Source organism: Nocardiopsis valliformis DSM 45023 (genome assembly GCF_000340985.1).
GTDB classification, from domain to species: Bacteria; Actinomycetota; Actinomycetes; order Streptosporangiales; family Streptosporangiaceae; genus Nocardiopsis; species Nocardiopsis exhalans.
In genome coordinates this window covers 1-14,674 of record NZ_ANAZ01000064.1, presented here as the reverse complement: position 1 = coordinate 14,674, position 14,674 = coordinate 1, and the positions used below count along the sequence as shown (strand labels likewise).

The following is a 14,674-nucleotide window of genomic DNA, read 5'->3' as shown; positions in this document are numbered from 1 at the left end:
CGGACATAACCCCGAAAACCACGAAACCCGAGGGCGCCGAACTTGCTACTGGTAGCAAGATCACCGAGGAAGGAGGGGCTGGGGAAGGAGGGCACGGGGGAAGGGGTGTCATTCTTCGGGACGGAAGGCCGCGCGGTGGTCTCGGGCCCATTCCCGGAAGGTCAGGGCCGGGCGGCCGAGCACCCGGGCGACGTCTCCGGAGATCTCTTCGGGGACGTCGATGTTCTCGCCCCAGTGGGTGATGATCTGGTCGGCGAAGTCCGCGCCGACCGCCTCGGTGAGTTCGTCCCTGGCCTCGTCCAGCGGCTGCTCCTGCCAGCGGGCCAGGACGCCGATCTCCTCGCCGATCACCCGCACCTGGTCGGCCTGGCTGATCACCTCGGGCCCGGTGACCACGTAGGCGCGGCCCGCGTGCCCGTCGTCCACCAGTGCCCGGACCGCCATCTCGGCCACGTCCTGTTCGTGCACCAGCGAGCGCGCCGCCCCGCCGAAGGGCGCGCGCACCACACCCCGGTGCACCTGATCAACCCAGGCCAGCGTGTTCACGGCGAGGCCGCTCACCCGGAGGAAGGTCCACTCGGGGACCGCGCCCCGCACGGCACGCTCCACCCCGCCCCACACCCCGCCGCTTCCCTCGGCGGCTCCTGTGGCGGACAGGTAGACCACCCGGCCCACGTGCTCGCCCAGCACCGCGGCCGCCTCGGCCGCCCCCTCGGCGGCCTCGTCGGTCCCGGGCCACACCAGGTACGCGGCGGCCGTGCCCTTCGCGGCGGCGGCCACGTCCGCGGGGTCGGTGACGTCACCCCGGACCACCTCCGCCCCCTCGGGCAGCTCGGCCCGTGCGGGGGCCCGGGTCAGGGCCCGCACGGGGAACCCCTTCGCGAGCAGCCCCGCCACCACGTGTCGTCCGGTGTTGCCCGTGGCCCCGGTCACCAGAATCGGTTGTGCCGTCATCATCGTCGCTCCTGCGTCGGGTCCGGTTCCTTTCCCGACAGCCAACTTCCTCAACCAATGTTGAGGTCAAGCCCTGGCTCTGCTGAATTCCCCGAGCCGCTGGCTGTGGGGCGCCGGGACACCGATTCACGGCTGTATGTATGTCTTGGCTACATGTGAATCAGGTCACTCCGGTTCTACCTTCGGGTTGGCACCCCCTCCACCCACCCCTCCCCCGAGCACCGGCTCCTGCAGCTGGGCGGCGCCTTCGACGCCCTGCCCGCGTGGATCGCCGCCCCGCTCTCCCATCCCCTGTTCATCCTGGGCGTGCTCTTCGTCCTGATGGTGTTCTTCTTCCCCGGCGGTCTGGTGGCCCTGCCGGGCCGGATCAGAGCCGCGATCAGGGACCGGCGCGCCGAACGCACCAGAGCCGAGAACACAGGAAAGGCGGACTCCCCGTGAGCCGACCCTCCCGTACCGACGGGGACGGTCACAGCACCGTCCCCGTCGCCGGGGGCGACCTGGCCGTCACCTCCTGGGGCACGGGCCCCGGGACGCCGGTCCTGGCCGTTCACGGCATCACCGCCAACGGACTCTCCTTCGCCCGCACCGCCGCCGAGCTCGCCGAGCGCGGTGGCCCGCCGCTGATCGCCCCGGACCTGCGCGGCCGGGGCCGCAGCGGCACCCTGCCCGGCCCGCATGGGCTGGCCGCCCACACAGACGACCTCGTCGCCGTACTCGACAGCCGCGGGGTACGGCGCACGGTGGTTGTCGGCCACTCCATGGGCGCCTTCGTGGCGAGCCTCCTGGCCGTCCGCCACCCCGACCGCGTGTCCGGGCTGGTCCTGGTAGACGGCGGGTTCGGCCTGCCCGTCCCACCGGACACCGACATCGACACCGTCCTCGGCCCGGCCATGACCCGGCTGCGCATGACCTTCGAAAACCCCGACGCCTACCGCGCGTTGTGGCGGGACCACCCCGCCTTCAAGGGCCGCTGGAACCGCTGGGTGGACGACTACGTGCTGCGCGACCTGGTCGGTGCCGAGCCGCGGCTGCGCTCGGCCTGCGCCGAGGACGCGGTCCGGGTGGACGGCGCACAGGTGCTCGCCGACGCCGAGACACTCGGCGCCATCCACCGGCTCCCCTGCCCCGCCCGCCTGCTGTGGGCCGCGCGCGGGCTCATGGACGAGAGCCCTGGCCTGTACACACCCGAACGCCTCGCCGGGCTGCCTGAGAGTGTGCGCACCCTCGAACTCCCCGACGACAACCACTACACCCCGCTGTTCTCCTCAACCGCTGCCCTGGTCGCCGAGCAGATCCACGCCCTTGTCGAGCAGACCGTGCAGGTGGAGGGCGAGCTGTAGTTCCAGCGCGCGGTCGGGGTGCTGCCAGTCGGTCCCGATCAGCTGACCGATCCGTTCCAGGCGCTGCGCCACCGTGTTCACGTGGATGTGCAGGTCGTCCTTGGCGCGGGACAGGTTGCCCCCGGCCGCGAAGTAGGCGCGCAGCGTCTCCACCAGCAGGGTGCCCCGCTTGGCGTCGTACTCCAGCAGCGGCCCCAGGGAGGCAGTCACGAACCCTGGCACGTCGCGGTTCTGGCTCAGCAGCAGCCCGGAGAAACCGAGGTCGTCGGTGGTGGCGGCGTCCCCGTCCCGGCCCAGGGCCCGCAGCGTCTGCAGGCACCGCGCCGCCTCGGTGAACGCGTCCCGGAAGGTCTCCGGGCCCCGAGTGGGTCCGGCCAGCCCGGCGGTCACCGGCCCGTTGGCGGCGGCCGCGAGTTCCGCCGTCACCTGGCGCCCCGCCTCCGAGGGGTCCGAACCGGGCAGGGCCAGCACCAGCCGACCGCCCCGGGTGGCCACCAGTCCCCCGGTGGTCTCGGCCGCGAAGGCCGCGGCCGAACGCAACCGCTGCGGGTCCGCCCCGGGAGCCTCGGCCACCACCAGCACGTGTGGGGTGTCCAGGTCGGCGTGGAGCAGGGCCGCCCGTTGACGCAGCGATACCGGATCGCGCGCGGGCACTTCCAGGAGTTCGTTGAGCAGGTCGCCGCGCACCCGGTGCTCGGTCTCGCTCACCGAACGGCGGATGAGCAGCAGCAGGGCGGTCACCATCGCGGCCCGCTCCAGGACCCGCTGGTCGGTGCTGTCCAGCTCCACCCCGCGCAGTACGAGGGTGCCCAGCGGCTCGGCGCCCGCCGCGGCCGCGGCCACCCAGGCCCCGCCCACGGCCACCGCCCGGCCGCTGGCCAGGGAGGAGCGCGCCGCCTCGGCGAGTTCTACGTCCCCCTCCGTCAGGGGGTCCCCGCCGGGCGCGGGCTCGCCCGCCCCGCCGTCGGGCACGGCGGTCAGCGACACGTCCGAAGTGCGGTCGTGGATGCGCACCGCGCCGCCCAGCACCTCGGCCACCGCCGCCGCGACCTCCCGCACCCCGCCCCCGCCGAGCACGAGGTCGGTGAACCGGTCGTGCGCGGCCGCTGACCGCTCCACCGAGGCGGTGTGCCGTTGCAGGCGCTCGTTGACGGTGTGCAGCTCGTCCAGGGCCCGCCTGGTGTCGTCGATGAGGTTGGCGTTGTCGATCGCGATCGCCGCGTGCGTGGCCAGCGACGACAGCAGCGCCACCTCCGAGTGCGCGAAGGGACGCTCCCGCCGGTTGGCCGCGAACAGCACCCCCACCCCGCGCCCGTTCATCTTCAGCGGCACGCCCAGGATGGCTACGAGGCCTTCCTCGCGCACCGCGTGGTCGATGTTCTCGGCATGCTCGAAGCGCGGGTCCGTGAAGTAGTTGGCGGTCACGTACGGCAGCGACGTGCTCGCCACCAGACCGCCCAACCCTTTGCCGTGCGCCAGCCGCACCCGCTGGAAGGTGGCGGCGACCGACCCCGACGTCACCCGCATGTAGGTGTCGCCCGCCTCCGGGTCGCTCAGCGTCAGATAGGCGACGTCCGTTCCCAGCAGGTGCCGGGCCCGCTCCACGATCGCCCGCAACACCTGGTCCAGGCTGCGCATCCCGGCCAGGTCGTTGGCGGTCTCGAACAGCGCGCTCAGCTCCGACTCGCGCCGCTGCCGGTCCCGCAGCACCGTCCGCACCCGAAGCGCGGCCAGCTTGGCGTTCTCCAGGGCCGCGACCGTCGTACCGTCCGCCCCGCCGGAGCGCGCGCGAAGCACCGGCCGCTCGTACTCCACAGCTGGTGCGTCGCGCAGCAGCAGTTCCAGGAAGAGCGCCTGCTGCTCGGCCCCCGACCTCTCGGGGGAGGTGTCCTGGGGGTCAGGGGTGGTGTTCAGCTCGAACTCCAAGCTCCGTCGATGGGCAGGGACGCCCCGTTGACGAACGAGGCGTCGTCGGAGCACAGGTAGGCGACCATCTCGGCCACCTCGGACGGTTCGATCAACCGCTTCACCGGGCTGCGGGCCAGCAGCACCTCCGACACCACCTGCTCCTCGGGGATGCCGTGCGCCTCGGCCTGGTCCGCGATCTGCTTCTCCACCAGAGCGGTCCGCACGTAGCCGGGGTTCACGCAGTTGGAGGTCACCCCGTGCGGCGCGCCCTCCAGCGCGACCACCTTTGAGAAGCCCTCCAGCCCGTGCTTGGCCGCCACGTACGCCGACTTGTAGGCGGAGGCGCGCAGCCCGTGCACCGAGGAGATGTTGACGACCCGGCCCCACCCCCGCTCGTACATGTGCGGCAGGGCCCCGCGCACCACGCGGAACGGTGATTCGACCATGAGTCGAAGAATGAAGGAGAAACGCTCCGGAGGGAAGTCCTGCACGGGGGAGACCGTCTGCACCCCGGCGTTGTTCACCACGATGTCCGCGCCCTGGGCCGCCGCCTCGGCCGCGTCCAGGTCGGTCAGGTCCAGCTGGACCGCCTCACCCACACCCTGTTCGGCGAGTTCGGCGAGGGCGGGTCCGTCGATGTCAACCAGCCGGACGTCGGCCCCGGCGGCGGACAGGCGCAGCGCGCACGCCCGGCCGATTCCGCCGGCCGCGCCGGTCACCAGCGCGGTCCTTCCGGTCAGGTCGACCCGCGTGGTGCGCGGGGACGGGTCGGGGTCGGCTCGGCCGGAGGGTGTGGAGGCGTCGGCGGGGGGACCGGGGGCCTGTCGCGCGGTGTCCGGTAGGAACTCGTGCGTCGTCATGCCAGAAAACTAGGCCGCGCCCGCATCCCGGGGGATAGGGCATGGGAACACACCCCCGGTAGCGGACATGTGGACCTCGCCCATGCGGGGAAGGCGACTGTGGACTTCCCACGGGTCAGGGCTGTGCTCTTGACAAAAAGACCCTACATATCAGGTGTACTGACCACAGAGGTTGAGTACAGCTAGGGCGCTCCGTCCCGGGCCAGGTCGCCGAAGTGCGCGGTCGCAGCGCCCAGGGCGAAGTGCGCGGCCTGATGCTCGGTCATCGGGATGATCCCGGCCGGCACCTGCACCCGGAAGGGGAACTCGTCGTCCGGACGGATCCGGAAGTCGTTGATCACCCCCTGGGACAGCAGGAGGGTCAGGGCCTCGCGGACGTGGCCGTTGCGGTTGTCTGACGCCCATATCGACATGTGACCACGGTAACCCGAAGAACCCCGGAAAAGCCGGTGCGGGCGGGCTTTCCAGCCCGCCCGCACGGTTTCCCCTCCCCTGGTCCCGGGACGGGCACGACCCCCGTGGTGCCCCCCCGAACGGCGCCCACGTGGTGGGGTCGATCTAGGTCTCCTCGCTGACGCGGGCCTCGCCCGCCAGCACGTGGGAGGTCAGCCGCCGCAGCGCGAGTCTGGTGGCCTCGAACTCCTCCTCCGGGAGGTCGATGACCCGTCCGATGGCCTCCGGGATGCCCCGGGTGCGCGCCCGCAGCGCGGCCCCCTCCTCGGTGGTGGTGACCAGCACCGAGCGTTCGTCGGCGGGGTCGCGGTCCCGCCGCAGGAGGCCGTTGGTCTCCAGGCGTTTGAGCAGCGGGGTGAGTGTGCCGTAGTCGAGCTGCAGCACCGCACCGATCTCCTTGACCGCGCACTCCCCGCGTTCCCACAGGAGCATCATCACGAGATACTGCGGGTAGGTCAGGCCGAGCGGATCCAGCAGCGGGCGGTAGAGGTTTGTGACGGCACGCGAAGCCGCGTACAGCGCGAAGCACATCTGCTCGTCGACTGCCGGAAGTTCGAAGTCGCCCACAGGGGCGGGGGATCGCTCGGGCATCACTCATCATCGTAGTAACCGCGCACCCGATGTCAAAGCCCACAATTACCTTGTGCACGAGCGAAAAAGGGACAACGGGGACAGAGGTTTGCAGGCGAGTACACGACGACGCCGATGCCCTGCGGCACCGGCGTCGTCGCGCAAACATCGAGGTTCGTGGCGGCGGTCCGCGGAAGCGGGCCGCGCCGCTAATCCTGCTTCGGAAGACTGCTCGGCAGCCGCCGCTTGACCACCTTCCCGGTGGCGTTGCGCGGCAGCTCCTCCAGCACCACCACGTCACGCGGCACCGAGAACCGGCCCAGCTCTTCGCGCACGTGCATACGGAGCTCGTTCGGATCCACGGAGGAACCTTCGTACGGCACCACGTAGGCAGCGAACCGCTGCCCGAACTCCTCGTCCGGGACCCCGGTCACCACCACCTCGCGCACCGCGGGCATCGTCACGATCGCCTCCTCCACCGGACGCGGGAAGACGTTCTCACCACCCGAGACGATCATGTCGTCGTCCCGCCCTGCCACGTGCAGCAACCCGTGCGCGTCGAGGTAACCCCGGTCGCCGGTCTCCATCAGCCCGTCGGCCATCCGCTTGCTGTTGCCGTTCGTGTAGCCGTCGAAGAGCATCTCGTTGCCGACGTGGATCGCGCCCTTGCTCCCCTGCGGAACCTCCCGGCCCCGGTCGTCGAGCACCGCGATCCGGGTCCCCAACGGCGGCCGCCCCGCGGTGGTCGGCGCCAACCGCAGGTCCTGCGGGGTTGCGATGGTCGCCCAGGACACCTCCGTCGACCCGTAGAGGTTGTAGACCACGTCCCCGAACGCGTCCATGAAGTCGCTGATCAGCTGTGGGCTCATCGCCGAACCGCTGCACGCCACGATCCGCAGCGACGAGGTGTCGTACCGGTCCCGTGTCTCCCGGGGCAGGTCCATGATCCGCCGCAGCATCACCGGCACCGCGAACAGCGCCGTACACCGCTGATCCTGGATCGTCCGCAGCGCGTCCTCCGGTTCGAACAGCCTGCGCATGACCAGGGTCGCCCGCATCGACATCCCCAGCTGCACCCCGGCCAGCCCCCAAGTGTGAAAGACCGGCGCCGACACCAGGATCCGGTCCTTGGAGTTCAACGGGATCCGGGACAGCACCGAGGCCGCGTCCTGCGGCCCCTTCGGCGTGGGACGGCGAGCGCCCTTCGGTGTGCCCGTCGTCCCCGAGGTCAGCACGATCAGTTTCCCCGGCTGCTCCGGTGGCTCCGGATCCGCCTCCGCGGAGTCCTTCGCCTCGGCCGGGATCCGGGGCCCCGGCACACTCGGCTCGCCCCACGCCGTGACCCGGGGAATCTCCGGCGGTAGCTCCTTGTACAGCTCCTCGAATTCGGCGTCCGCGATGAGCAGCGACACCTCGTTCCGCTTCACCACGTCCAGCAGCGGACCGGCCGCCAGCCCGGTGTTCAGCAGCACCGTGTCCGCGCCCAGGCGGCCACAGGCGACGGCGGCCTGCACCATCCCGCCGTGGTTGCGGCACAGCAGCCCCACCCGGGACCCCTGCCGCACACCCATGCGGTGCAGCTCGCGGGCGAGCCGGCGTCCGAGCAGGTTCATCTCGCCGAAGGTCGTGCGCCCGGCCTCGTCGATCACCGAGACCTGGCCGGGCACACGCTCACCGGCGGCGGCGTACCCGCCCGCGATGGTCGCGCCCCATGTCTTCAACGCGCGCAACTGACGGACGATCTTGTCCGGGCGGCCGGGAGCGAGCACCCCGGCCTTCACCAGTACCCGCACCACCTTGAGGGTGTGGCGCAGCTTGGATGTTGCGGGCGGGCTCGAGGAGGGATCGGACGGGGTGGGCGGGCTGCCGGCTTGGGACGCCATGGGGTCTCCGGGGAGGTTTACGGGGCCGGGCGAAGCGGTCCGCGCCCTCCGGGGAGCCTTCGCCTCGTGACTCCACGGAGTACTGCGACCGTAGGCGAGGTGGACACGGAGTTTCTTCTGCACCGGGTGAGTGACTACTCGCGCGTAGTTGTCACTACAGGTCGAACTTCATGGGTGGCTCACTGGGCTCCGGCATGCCGCTCTCCGGCTCCAACGAGACACCCACCTGGACAGGTTCGCCCATGTCGTGGGACAGCGCCGAGTACCGCCCGTCCGGAGACGGCTCCAACATCCCCGCGGAACGCATGCCGTCCTCGTCCACGTACCAGACCTGGTAGGCCATTCCCGACGGGGCCTCGGGCAGTCCCTCCACCACCAGCATCAGGGCGTCCATCTCGTAGGACGTGAAGGCCGTCGCCCTCGCCTCCCCGCCCAGGTCGCCCTCGTGCATGTGCGTGTCCGGCGCCGCCAGGAGCTCCTCGACCGCGGCGGTGCGCCGGCTCATGTCGTCCAAGTGGCGGTCGACCGCCACCAGGGTGGCGCCGAGCACCACCGCGACCAGGGTGCACGCCGCGGCCACCAGCCAGGGGAGCCGCCCGCGCCACCAGCGCCCCGGTCCCGGGACCACGTGGTCAGGCGCGGAGGCAGGGGGCGCCTGTCTGTTCCGCCGCGCTGACGCGCTGATCCTCGACCACAGCTCGGCCGAAGGCTCCGACGACTCCGAGTACGCCAGGCGGACCAGCGTCTCGCGAAACTCCTCCAGGTCGCGTCGGCACTCCTCGCAGCCGGCGAGGTGCCGTTCGGCCTCGGCCCGCTCCTCGGGCTCCAGCGCGTCGACCGCGTACCCCGCGATCAGACCGTGTGCCTCCACGCCGCTCACGCGACCACCCCCAAGCAGTCCCGAAGTCTGATCAGGCCGTCCCGAAGGCGTCCCTTCACCGTGGTCAAGGGGACCTTGAGGAGATCGGCCGCCTCCCGCTGCGTGTACCCCGTGTAGTAGGTGAGGCGGACCACGTCCTTCTGCAACTCCGTGAGCCGCCGAAGACAGCGCAGGACCTTCTCCCGTTCGAGGGTGTTCTCCACGTGGCTCTCGACACCGTCGGCGGGTGTCGTGCCCGGCTCCAGCCGCCCGGCCGCGGCGACCCGGGCGTTCGCGGACTCCTCCGAACGCACTCGGTCAACCGCCTTGCGGTGGGCGATGACGAGCACCCACGCACGTGCGGTGCCCCGCTCGGGGGAGAAGCGCCCGCAGTTGCGCCAAACGTCGAGGAACACCTCTTGGGCGACCTCCTCGGACTGGGCCTCGTCCAGGAGCACCCTGCGGACCAGGCCGAACACCGGACCGCTCAGCTCCCGGTACACCCGCTCGAACGCGGAGAGGTCACCGAGAGCCGTCTGTTGCAGTAAGGACGCCAGGTCCTCGTCCGACGGGACGGATCCGCGACCGGGCCCCGCGGCACCCGACCTGAAACCACGCACCTGTTCCACCGCCACCATCCTCCTAGAGCTGTCACTCCGGCATTCGGAGCGAGACACCCGGAGGAGACGCCCCCGGAGAGAGATGGTTACCCTTTCGTGATCAAAGGATACGTCTCCTTCGCGCCCACGGCTTCGAACCAGGGGCATGTTGGACACCACCCGAACCACAGGGCCGGTCCCGGGAGCGATCGCCGGCCTCGTCGCGACGGCCGCCGCACTCGCCGCCGCGGAGGCTGTCAGCGTCCTGCTCTCCCGGCCCGGGGCGTCCCTGGTCCTCGCGGTCGGTGACACGGTCGTCGACCTGACTCCGCTGCCGCTGAAGCAGTTCGCCGTCGACACCTTCGGTACGGCGGACAAGTTCGCCCTGTTCGTCGGCATGGGCGCCGTCCTCGCCGTGATGGCGGCCGTGCTGGGCGCCATCGCCGGGAGACGGCGCTGGATCGGACACACGGGCATCGCGGTGTTCGCGACCGTCGGCCTGGCCGCCGCGCTGACCCGGCCCGACAGCGGAGCGCTCGACGTCGTTCCGACCCTCGTCGGTGCGGCGGTCTGCGCAGCCGTCCTGCTCTGGCTCATGCGGACCGCCGCGTCCGGGCCGACGGAGCAGGCCGGGGACGACAGCCCGCCGCAGCCGGGGTTCGACCGCCGGAGGTTCGCCCTCGTCGCCGGGGCCGTCGCCGCCGCGTCCGCGGGCGTGGGAACCACGGCCCGGTCGTTCGCCGGTTCCGCTGCGGAACTGTCCAGATCGGACATCACACTGCCGCGGCCGGCGTTCCCGGCGGCGCCCCTCCCGGACGGTGTGGACCTGGAGATCGACGGGCTCGCCCCGTTCCTGACACCCAACGAGGACTTCTACCGGATCGACACGGCCCTGTCGGTTCCCCGCGTGGACGCGGCCGCCTGGTCACTGCGGATCCACGGCCTGGGCGCCCGGGAGCGTGTGTACACCTTCGCCGACCTGCTCGCACGCAGTGACCTCACCGAACGCGACATCACCCTGGCCTGTGTGTCGAACCCGGTCGGCGGGGACTACGTGGGCAACGCCCGCTGGATCGGAGTGCCCCTGGCGGCCCTGTTGGAGGAGGCCGGCGTGCGCTCCCCGCGGGACGGAGGGCGCGCGGACCAACTGGTGTCGCGCTCGGAGGACGGGATGACCATCGGGACACCCGTCGCCGACGTGATGGACGGCAGGGACGCGCTCCTCGCCGTGGGAATGAACGGACGGCCGCTCCCCCACGAGCACGGCTTCCCCGCACGCATGGTGGTCCCGGGGCTCTACGGATACGTGTCCGCGTGCAAGTGGATCGTCGACATCGAGCTGACCACCTTCGACGCGTTCGACGCCTACTGGGTGCCGCGCGGTTGGTCCGCGCACGGTCCGGTCAAGACGCAGTCGCGGATCGACACACCCCGCGGGAACAGCACGGTCGGGGCCGGGAGGGTGGCCGTCGCGGGAGTGGCCTGGGCTCAGCACACCGGAATCGACCAGGTCGAGATCCGGGTGGACGGAGGAGATTGGCAGCCGGTGACCCTGGCAGCGGAGGACACCGCCGACACCTGGCGCCAGTGGGTCTTCGACTGGGTGGCTGAACCGGGAGACCACGAGCTCACCGTGCGCGCGACCGACAGGCGGAGCAGGACCCAGACCGCGGACCCCGCTCCCCCGGCTCCCGACGGGGCGACGGGGCACCACACGATCGAGGTCACTGTCGTGTGAGGGAGCTTCCCCAGAACTCCCGCGCAGCAGGCGCGGGGAGCGCCGGCCCGGAGCCGGCGTGAAGGTACGAGAACCGAACAGTAGGAGAAACGATGACCGCGTCCGCGACCAACACCGTGCGCCGACTCCTCTTCGCCGGGGCCATCAGCATCACCGCGGCCCTCTCCATGGCGGCCTGTGAGAACACCGCGTCCGACGACCCCGCGGTGGAGAGCGAGGAGATGGGGGACGAAGAGGACTCCATGGACGAGGACATGGACGAAGACATGGAGGAGGGCATGGACGAAGACATGGAGGAGATGGACGAAGACATGGAGGAGATGGACGACGACAGCTGATGCAAGGCCGGGCACATGGCTCCCCGGAGGGAAGGACGGGGAGCCATGGCCGGCTGCCACCGCTGCCGAAAGGTCACCTGCTCACGTCAGCGACCTTCGGGTAACGGTTCCTCAGGACACGGTGATCGGAGCGGAGGGGGTGTCCGCGTTGGTCACCTCGTAGGTGGCGCTGAACCCAGCCTCATCGGTGTTGGGGCAGCCGAAACCGCCCTCCACCGAGACCGGTGTCGTGGTGTCGAAGGCCAGCGAGGACACGGGGTCGCCGTTGGTCCACTCTCCCCCGATCGGCGCGTCGGCATGAGGGCTGACCGTCGCGGTGCAGGTGGCCAACCCGGACGTGTTCACCACGATCCCCGCGGCCGGGACCACCATGGTCGCGACGTAGGGGGACCCGTGCTGCATCGTCATCTGCCACACGGGGTCGTTCACGGTGACGGTCGCGCTCACGAGGAAGACGTTGGTCGTGCAGTCGGTGAAGTCCGGGGCGTTGATGGGACCGCCGACGGCGCCGTCGGGGTTGTGGTTTCCGGGGGCTTCGGGGATCAGGTTGTTGCCGTCCCCCGGGACGCTGGTCGACACGTCGCAGGTGATCGTGACGTCTCCGGCGGTGAAGACGGCTGAGCCGATGAGCTCAGCGGAGAAGGCGGCCCCGGCGGGCTCGACGGTGGTCGGACCCTGCTGGGCGGCCAGGGCGGTACCGCTCCAGGCCAGGACGAGCGTCCCGGCCGCGGTGACGGCGAGGAAGGAGCGGTTGCGGGATCTCGGTCGCGGAACCGACATGAGTACTCCTTGGGTTTGGCGGCTTGTGCGTGGCGGCCGGGCGGCACACGAAGCGGACGCCCGGCGCACCAGGGGGTGGGTACGCGCCGACGTAGGTAGACGTCACTTGCCTGACAGGGAACCGGGGCCACGCGGGCGGGGTAGGAGCTCCCGCGCGCCCCGGCCGATCAGTGGATCGCTCGGTGGGACCGACCCGATGTGCGAGTCAGCCCTCGGACCGTGCGACTGGAGGCAGGGGCTCGGTTCTGTCCGTCTGGTCCGTGCTTTCCGCCATGCTTTCCTCTGTGCCCCGCTCCTGTTCCTGTGCCCGCCTGCGGCGCCGGCCCCTCCGTTTGCGCGGGGGCCGGGCGACCGGCCGCCAGGCGAAGGCGAGCCCGCCCCCGGCCAGGGCCAGCAGGGTCCCGATCACGAGACCGCCGAGGTTGGACAGGATGAGCGCGCCCAGCGCGATGAACCCGGCGAAGCTGCCGGTGATCATGTGCTGGTTCGGGGTGAACCAGGTGATCAGCCCGAGGACGATCAGCATTCCGCTGAACACGAGCGTGGACACGGCCCCGACACCGAGGTAGATCATCATCTGCACCGGTATCTGGGTGATCAGGACCATCTCGATCCCCGCGAGGATCATCAGCAGGCCCGCCAGGAAGGGGCGCCGCTTGCGCCACCGCGTCCACCTGGCCCACAGGTTCCGGGTTCCGCTTAGAAGCACTCGTCATCCCCGAGGGAGATACCGAGGCTCAGGTTGTGCAGTTTGAAGGTTCCGGCGGAGGCTGCCCGTGCGGTCTGCTCCAGGTCCTCCACGTAGATGGTGTCGGACTGCATGCCGAACAGATCGGTGTAGCCGCGCCCCGAGCCGAACCCGTCCGGTCCCTTGTCCAGGGTGGAGGCGTCCCGGCCGATCTCCATGTTGGTGAACTGGGCGTTGCCGTCCATCTGCTCCATGTCGATGACCAGGTCGGAGGCCTGGACCGGAGTGCCGGCGTCACCGGCGGTCAGCATCAGCGAAACCGGACCGACCAGGGGGAACTCAGTGGTCAGCACCGACTGGCACAGGCCGTGGATCTCGGCCTCGCTGATTCCGGCGGTCGCCGTAGGAACCGGCTCGTTGCGGACGGTCGCGTTGATCCAGCCGAACTGGGTGAAGCCCTCGCCATGCATCTCGTCGGCGGAGATCTTGAACTGCTGACCGGAGATGCTGAAGGAAGCGGCGAGAGCCCCGCTGGCCATCGCCACCAGGATGCCGCCGATGGCGACTCCGGCAGGGACGGAGAAGAGCGCGAAGCGCTTCCAGCTGGTGTGGCTCTCCGGTGTCTCCGTGGCGTCGGTGGAGCCGTCGAGCACGTCGGGGGATGTGGTGTCCATGCATGTCCTTCCAGGGTGCATGGCCGCGCTGCGCCTGCCGTCCCCCCGAACATCCGGCACGCGGCCTGGTCTGATTCCTCCCCGTGTACGGGGTTGGCACCGGAGCAGAACCTGTTCCAGTAACGCTGCACATCATGTATCGGGCCCAGCTGGATTTCAAGGGTGTTTCCAGAACTTTCCCGCCTTTCCCGTAAATGATCTTGAAGCAGATCTTTGTGCCCCTGACGTGCGGTGATGCTGATGGGAGAAGGTTGTTCCGAATCGGTTACGGGTTGCGGAAGTGTGTCATCCGGAAAGGCATGAATTTTTGTCAACGAGGTGAGGATTCAGACAGTGCGGATTCGTCATCGCGGTGAGTGGTCGTGACGGCTGGGAGCGGAGGGGCGGGAAAGAGGGTGGGGAAACGAGGGCGGGGTGGAGCGGGAGGGGCGGTCGGGGGCGGTGGCCGGCAGGGGCGGGGAGAACAAGAGAAGGAAGCACCTGCTCGCGCGCACGCCCGCGCGTAGAGAGAGTGAGCGCGTAGGGATGTTGTCGCGGGACGGGTGTCGGGGCGCCGCGGAGGGGAGTACGGCGGTGACCGGTGACACAGGGGTTCCGGTTTGCTTGGGCTGGGGTCGGCGGGTAATGTTCTCCAGGTCGCCGCGGAACGGTGAGCGGCCCGCGAGGGTCGACTCGGAACCGGGTCGCGATCACAGACATACTCTTCGAAGCAAGATGGTCCGAGCACACACTCGGAGCATGTAAGCTCGGGGAGTTGCTTCAAACAGCCCAGCGAAAACAACGCGGTAAAAACACCGCCGAGGAAACGCTAGACTGGGAAAAGCACAACGGGCTTTACCCCGATCTGGTTCACACAAACCGCCGATTTGGCGGGGCGCGGAACACCTGATAAAGTAAAGACACAACGAAGCAGAACGGACGCGAAAGCGACCGGGCAGCAGAAGAAAAAAGCCTTCCACGGAAGAGCAGACGGAACCAGATGGTTCTGGCGCTTGTACGGGAAGAGTGATTGTTTCTTGAGAACTCA

General features: G+C 70.1%; 14 protein-coding genes and 1 pseudogene. 4 read left to right on the top strand and 11 right to left on the bottom strand.

The genetic code is table 11. The features are described 5' to 3' along the window. Positions 1–108: 108 nt before the first annotated feature. Positions 109–954 carry an SDR family oxidoreductase gene (locus D457_RS0131365; RefSeq protein ID WP_026117214.1) on the bottom strand — a complete coding sequence of 282 codons (846 nt, stop codon included), beginning with the start codon at positions 952–954 and terminating at the stop codon, positions 109–111. Between the two features lie 216 nt (positions 955–1,170). On the opposite strand from D457_RS0131365, the pseudogene D457_RS35245 reads away from it, so the two are divergent. Further along, positions 1,171–1,395, top strand: a pseudogene (locus D457_RS35245) (hypothetical protein); the annotation flags it as partial. Next, positions 1,392–2,297, top strand: coding sequence for an alpha/beta hydrolase (locus tag D457_RS0131355; protein ID WP_017584625.1), 906 nt, complete (start codon positions 1,392–1,394; stop codon positions 2,295–2,297). The pseudogene D457_RS35245 and the gene D457_RS0131355, both read left to right, overlap by 4 nt. On the opposite strand, the gene D457_RS0131350 is transcribed toward D457_RS0131355, so the two are convergent. The 7 genes from D457_RS0131350 to sigK all read right to left on the bottom strand — a co-directional run bounded on the left by D457_RS0131350 (position 2,223) and on the right by sigK (position 9,468). Beyond that, the gene (locus D457_RS0131350; protein WP_017584624.1) at positions 2,223–4,223 is read right to left on the bottom strand and encodes a helix-turn-helix domain-containing protein; all 2,001 of its coding nucleotides are present in this window, start codon (positions 4,221–4,223) and stop codon (positions 2,223–2,225) included. The genes D457_RS0131355 and D457_RS0131350 overlap by 75 nt on opposite strands. Continuing rightward, entirely contained in the window at positions 4,208–5,065 is an 858-nt protein-coding gene (locus tag D457_RS0131345; RefSeq protein WP_017584623.1) for a 3-hydroxybutyrate dehydrogenase, read from the bottom strand. The genes D457_RS0131350 and D457_RS0131345 overlap by 16 nt, the downstream gene beginning before the upstream one ends. Positions 5,066–5,247: 182 nt before the next feature. Then, positions 5,248–5,478, bottom strand: a complete 231-nt coding sequence (locus D457_RS0131340) for a hypothetical protein (RefSeq protein ID WP_017584622.1) — start codon at positions 5,476–5,478, stop codon at positions 5,248–5,250. A gap of 145 nt (positions 5,479–5,623) precedes the next feature. Then, a complete protein-coding gene (locus tag D457_RS0131335) occupies positions 5,624–6,109 on the bottom strand; it encodes a MarR family winged helix-turn-helix transcriptional regulator (protein ID WP_026117213.1) in 486 nt (161 codons plus the stop codon). 188 nt (positions 6,110–6,297) lie between these two features. Beyond that, entirely contained in the window at positions 6,298–7,971 is a 1,674-nt protein-coding gene (locus D457_RS0131330; RefSeq protein ID WP_017584620.1) for an AMP-binding protein, read from the bottom strand. 154 nt (positions 7,972–8,125) lie between these two features. Then, complete coding sequence (locus D457_RS0131325; protein ID WP_017584619.1) at positions 8,126–8,851, bottom strand: anti-sigma factor; 726 nt, start codon at positions 8,849–8,851, stop codon at positions 8,126–8,128. Continuing rightward, positions 8,848–9,468, bottom strand: a complete 621-nt coding sequence (gene sigK / locus D457_RS0131320) for an ECF RNA polymerase sigma factor SigK (protein ID WP_026117212.1) — start codon at positions 9,466–9,468, stop codon at positions 8,848–8,850. The genes D457_RS0131325 and sigK overlap by 4 nt, the downstream gene beginning before the upstream one ends. Positions 9,469–9,595: 127 nt before the next feature. Here sigK and D457_RS0131315 point away from each other — a divergent pair, with 127 nt between their 5' ends. After that, on the top strand, positions 9,596–11,167 hold the full coding sequence (locus D457_RS0131315; protein WP_017584617.1) for a molybdopterin-dependent oxidoreductase: 1,572 nt from the start codon (positions 9,596–9,598) through the stop codon (positions 11,165–11,167). A 92-nt stretch (positions 11,168–11,259) separates the two neighbouring features. Beyond that, positions 11,260–11,505, top strand: coding sequence for a hypothetical protein (locus D457_RS0131310; RefSeq protein ID WP_017584616.1), 246 nt, complete (start codon positions 11,260–11,262; stop codon positions 11,503–11,505). A 111-nt stretch (positions 11,506–11,616) separates the two neighbouring features. Here the strand turns inward: D457_RS0131310 and D457_RS0131305 are convergent, their stop codons facing one another. The 3 genes from D457_RS0131305 to D457_RS0131295 form a co-directional block, all read right to left on the bottom strand. Beyond that, on the bottom strand, positions 11,617–12,285 hold the full coding sequence (locus D457_RS0131305; RefSeq protein ID WP_017584615.1) for a hypothetical protein: 669 nt from the start codon (positions 12,283–12,285) through the stop codon (positions 11,617–11,619). Positions 12,286–12,490: 205 nt separating this feature from the next. Continuing rightward, positions 12,491–12,994: a DUF6114 domain-containing protein gene (locus D457_RS0131300; protein WP_017584614.1), complete on the bottom strand. Its 504-nt coding sequence runs from the start codon at positions 12,992–12,994 to the stop codon at positions 12,491–12,493. Continuing rightward, positions 12,985–13,647 (bottom strand): DUF6230 family protein, encoded by a 663-nt coding sequence (locus D457_RS0131295; protein ID WP_017584613.1) that lies wholly within the window; start codon positions 13,645–13,647, stop codon positions 12,985–12,987. The genes D457_RS0131300 and D457_RS0131295 overlap by 10 nt, the downstream gene beginning before the upstream one ends. Between the last annotated feature and the right edge of the window lie 1,027 nt (positions 13,648–14,674).

What these genes read in the sequence shown, in the direction of transcription:
- D457_RS0131295 (WP_017584613.1), bottom strand. Translation starts at nt 13,647, where the DNA reads ATGGACACCACATCCCCCGACGTGCTCGACGGCTCCACCGACGCCACG.
- sigK (WP_026117212.1), bottom strand. Translation starts at nt 9,468, where the DNA reads ATGGTGGCGGTGGAACAGGTGCGTGGTTTCAGGTCGGGTGCCGCGGGG.
- D457_RS0131330 (WP_017584620.1), bottom strand. Translation starts at nt 7,971, where the DNA reads ATGGCGTCCCAAGCCGGCAGCCCGCCCACCCCGTCCGATCCCTCCTCG.
- D457_RS0131335 (WP_026117213.1), bottom strand. Translation starts at nt 6,109, where the DNA reads ATGCCCGAGCGATCCCCCGCCCCTGTGGGCGACTTCGAACTTCCGGCA.
- D457_RS0131305 (WP_017584615.1), bottom strand. Translation starts at nt 12,285, where the DNA reads ATGTCGGTTCCGCGACCGAGATCCCGCAACCGCTCCTTCCTCGCCGTC.
- D457_RS0131340 (WP_017584622.1), bottom strand. Translation starts at nt 5,478, where the DNA reads ATGTCGATATGGGCGTCAGACAACCGCAACGGCCACGTCCGCGAGGCC.
- D457_RS0131345 (WP_017584623.1), bottom strand. Translation starts at nt 5,065, where the DNA reads ATGACGACGCACGAGTTCCTACCGGACACCGCGCGACAGGCCCCCGGT.
- D457_RS0131315 (WP_017584617.1), top strand. Translation starts at nt 9,596, where the DNA reads ATGTTGGACACCACCCGAACCACAGGGCCGGTCCCGGGAGCGATCGCC.
- D457_RS0131310 (WP_017584616.1), top strand. Translation starts at nt 11,260, where the DNA reads ATGACCGCGTCCGCGACCAACACCGTGCGCCGACTCCTCTTCGCCGGG.
- D457_RS0131365 (WP_026117214.1), bottom strand. Translation starts at nt 954, where the DNA reads ATGACGGCACAACCGATTCTGGTGACCGGGGCCACGGGCAACACCGGA.